Origin of the sequence: Saccharomonospora halophila 8 (assembly GCF_000383775.1) — a bacterium.
GTDB classification, from domain to species: Bacteria; Actinomycetota; Actinomycetes; order Mycobacteriales; family Pseudonocardiaceae; genus Saccharomonospora; species Saccharomonospora halophila.
This window is the reverse complement of sequence record NZ_KB912504.1, coordinates 19,570-23,455: the sequence shown is the minus strand read 5'-3', so window position 1 is coordinate 23,455 and position 3,886 is coordinate 19,570. Positions and strand designations below refer to the sequence as shown.

Annotated in this window: 2 protein-coding genes and 2 pseudogenes; 3 read left to right on the top strand and 1 reads right to left on the bottom strand. The window is 70.7% G+C overall.

All coding sequences use genetic code 11. The features are described 5' to 3' along the window. Window positions 1-385: 385 nt before the first annotated feature. The 3 genes and pseudogenes from SACHA_RS20535 to SACHA_RS0105910 form a co-directional block, all read left to right on the top strand. A pseudogene (locus tag SACHA_RS20535) lies at window positions 386-1,825 on the top strand (putative bifunctional diguanylate cyclase/phosphodiesterase); the annotation flags it as partial. 81 nt (window positions 1,826-1,906) lie between these two features. After that, complete coding sequence (locus tag SACHA_RS0105915) at window positions 1,907-2,116, top strand: type II toxin-antitoxin system VapB family antitoxin (RefSeq protein WP_019807933.1); 210 nt, start codon at window positions 1,907-1,909, stop codon at window positions 2,114-2,116. Next, on the top strand, window positions 2,113-3,486 hold the full coding sequence (locus SACHA_RS0105910) for an ATP-binding protein (protein ID WP_019807931.1): 1,374 nt from the start codon (window positions 2,113-2,115) through the stop codon (window positions 3,484-3,486). The genes SACHA_RS0105915 and SACHA_RS0105910 overlap by 4 nt, the downstream gene beginning before the upstream one ends. 53 nt (window positions 3,487-3,539) lie before the next feature. On the opposite strand, the pseudogene SACHA_RS0105905 reads toward SACHA_RS0105910, so the two are convergent. Continuing rightward, window positions 3,540-3,779: pseudogene (locus SACHA_RS0105905) on the bottom strand (LUD domain-containing protein); the annotation flags it as partial. Window positions 3,780-3,886: the final 107 nt, after the last annotated feature.

The window sequence follows — 3,886 nt, the reverse complement described above, 5'->3', positions numbered from 1 at the left end:
GTCCGCGAAGACGGGTTCCGTGGGCCCGGCCGTGGCTTCTGGCGCAGCCGTGGCGGCGCCGGCCAGGAGTGGCAGCGCGACCACCACCGCGACGGACAACAGGGACAGACGTGGACGCGGCACAGGTGACCCCCGGTCGGACGGTTCACACGGACGGTGAGCGAGTGTCGACCATTACCGCGCCGGTGGCCGGTGTCAAGGGAACAGGCGGCCGGAACCGACGAAAGACGGTATGCGCGCCCACCGCGCCGCGTCCCGACTCCACCACAGTCCGTCGATCGTGTTGAATCCCGTCGACCGACCGGGTTCCCTGGAGGGGTGAGACGACGCTCGGTGTCGATCGGGCTGGTCACGGCCGCCCTGGTCACCGTCCTGTCCTGCTCCGGTGATACCGGCCCGGCGCCCCACGGTGACGGTGGACGGGCGCTGGGTGTGGCTGTCCCTGAGTTGCCGCGCGCTGGATCCGCACGGCACCACGCCGCACGCGGTGGTCGTCTCGTTCAGCGACATCACCGAGCGCCGCGCGATCGGGCGACGTCTGGCCCACGATGCGACCCACGACTCTCTGACCGGGCTCGCCAACCGGTCGCTCGTGCTGCGCGGGCTCGCCTCCGCCCTGCGCGGGACCGGACCGGAGGGCATGACCTGTGTGCTGTTCATCGACCTCGACAAGTTCAAGGTCATCAACGACTCGCTCGGGCACGGGGTCGGCGACCGCGTCCTCCGTATCGTCGGCGACCGCCTCCGTCGCCGCGTGCGTGAGCGGGACGTCGTCGGCAGGCTGGGTGGGGACGAGTTCGCCGTCGTGACCCCCGATGTGCCGCACTGTGGGCAGATCCGTTCGCTGGTCGATTCGCTGCGCCGCGCGCTCACCGAACCGATCACGGTCGAGGGCCGCAGGCTGCGCGTCGACGCCAGCATCGGCATCGTCACCGCGACCGGCGACGACGGGCGCTGCCCGGAGGACCTGCTGCGCGACGCCGACGTGGCGATGTACCAGGCGAAGACCAGGGGCCGGGGCCGGTACGAGTTCTTCGACGTCGAACTGCGGGAGCGGGTGCAGCGGCAGCTCCGGCTGGAGCAGGACCTGCGCGACGCGGTGCCGCAGGACCAGCTCTGGGTCGCCTACCAACCGATCGTGGATCTGCGCACCTACCGCCGGGTGGCCGTGGAGGGCCTGTTGCGCTGGCAGCACCCGGTCCACGGGCTCGTCTCCCCCGGCGAGTTCATCCCGCTGGCCGAGGAGAGCGACCTGATCAATCTCATCGGCGGCCACATGCTGCGCACGGCCACCGGGGAGCTGGCCCGGCGACGGCTGCGCGGCGCGTCCCGAACCCGGCTCGCGGTGAACCTCTCCGCACGTCAGCTCGACGACGAATCGCTGGTCGCGGCCGTGGACGACGCCCTGCGCACCACCGGCCTGCCGCCGGGTGAGCTGTGTCTGGAGGTCACCGAGAGCGCCCTGATGCGCGAGCCCTCCGCCGCGGCCGAGGTGTTGACGGCCCTGCGCGGACTCGGGGTGCGGCTGGCCATCGACGACTTCGGCACCGGCTACTCGTCGCTGGCCCAGCTGTGGAAGCTGCCGCTGGACACGCTCAAGATCGACCGCTCGTTCGTCGCGGGCCTCGACGGCCCCGCCGAGAGCGACGCGGAGGCCATCATCACGGGCATCGTGCGGATGGCGCACTCGATGGGGCTCACGGTGGTCGCCGAGGGCGCGGAGAACGACCGTCAGGTGCGGGTGCTGCGCGACCTCGGTTGCGACCGGGCCCAGGGCTTTCACTTCGGCAGGCCCGCCCCGGCCGACGAGGCGTTCGGCCCCTGACCGGACGCCGGCCGCACGGAAACGACCGACGACCCGATGGGGGCGCTCCGTGCGGGCACCGGAGTCGTGTAGGAACGTGCCATGTCCCAGGTTTTCCTCGATATCGACGACGAGGCGCTCAGCGAGGCGTCCGGACTGCTCGGCACGAACACCGCGGAGGACACGGTGAACGTCGCGTTGCGCGAGACGGTGCTGCGACTGCGGCGGGCGCAGGCCCTCGCCGAACTGGCCGAGGCCGGGGAGGGCGGCGGCTCTTACGAACGTCCACACAGGGACCCGCGCCGCGGGTGATCCCGGCACTCTCCCCGGAACACCAGTGCCCCGGCGAGCTCCTGGTGGTCTACGGGCGTCGGCGCGTCGGCAAGACCGAGTTGCTGACCCACTTCACGGACGGCACGCGGGCGCTGTTCGTGGAAGCGACGGACACCGTCAGACAGGAGCAACTGCACGACCTCACCGACGAGCTCGCCCGGGTCTCCGGAGACGAGCTGTTGAGAACCCAGCCACTGACCAGCTGGGAGGCGGCGCTGGCCGCGGTCGCCCGCTTCGTGGGCAACCAGCGCACACTCGTGGTGTTCGACGAGTTCCAGCTGTTGGCGCAGCAGGCACCCGAACTGGAGAGTGTGCTCAGCCGCTGGTGGCGAACGACAGGCCGGACGCTCCCACTCGTCCTCGTGCTCGCCGGGAGCGAGATCTCCTTCTTCGAGGACGAGGTACTCGCCAGACGTCTGTACGGGAGGCGGACCGGACAGCTCAAGGTGGAACCGTTCCTGGCGCGCGACGCCGCACTGTTCCACCCCGGCTACACCGCCGAGGACCGGGTACGGGCGTATTCGGTGTGTGGCGGCATCCCGTACTACCTGGCACGGTTCACCGATGACCGCCCGCTCGGTGACCATCTGCTGACCGAAGTGTTCGAGCGCGGCGGCCTCCTGCACGACGAGGCCGAACTGATGCTGCGACAGTCGATCAGTAGCCCGGCCAATCACACCGCCGTGCTCCGCGCGATCGCCCACGGCCACAATCGCAACAGCACCATGAGTGCCCGTACCGGGCTGGAGCCCGGCCATGTCACCAAGGTGCTCGGCACCCTCGAACGGCTGGGCCTCGTCGAGAGTCAACGCCCGATCACCGCGTCCCCCCGGAGCAAGAAGGTCACCTACCGGATCCGGGACCAGTTTCTCCGCTTCCACTACCGTTTCGTCGAAGCCGGACGCTCCCAGCTACGGACGAACGCCCTCGCGGCCGCCTATGTGCGGGACACGGTGCTCCCTCAGCTCGATCACCACACGTCGGGGGTGTGGGAAGACGTCTGCCGGGAACACGTGCTGCTGACCTCACCCGAGGTGAGCTCCGTCGGCCGCTGGTGGGGACCGGTCCCGACGGGGCGGGATCGTCACACGACCGAACGGGAGATCGACCTCGTCGGTGTGGACGGGGACAACAACACCCGCGTGCTCGGCATGTGCAAGTGGACCACGTCAGCGGTCGACTTCGCCGAACTGAACCTGCTGGACGGCCTGACACCGTTCGTCGACAGGGTCGTCGACCGACCGCGTCGGGTGCTCTGTTCCCGCGCGGGGTTCACCGATCGGCTGGTTCGGCACGAGGCCGAGGACCCGACCCTGTCCCTGGTGACCCCGGCCGACATCTACGCGTGAGGTGACCGACGGGGCCGTCCCGTGGGCGGGCCGGTGGCCGGTGGCCTGGCCGGTCACGATTCGTCGGCCACCAGCACCTCCAGGGTGCGGGGGCCGTGGACGCCCTCCACCCGGTCGAGCTCGATGTCGCTGGTCGCCGACGGTCCGCTGACGAAGGTCAGCGGGCGTGCCGGGTCCAGCCGCGCCAGCGCGTCGGGAACCCCGACCGCGATGCGTCCGGCCGGGACGACGCACAGGTGGTAGTCCGGAACCAGTGTGAGCATCCGCCTGCCCTGCCCCGCCCCGGTGTCCAGTCAGGGAGCGCTCAGCGGCGGGCGGATCCCGGTGTCGGTGCACCCGGCCCCGCACCTCGCCGCGCTCGCCGAGCGGTGGTTCGCACCGACGGAACCGGGGACGGAGG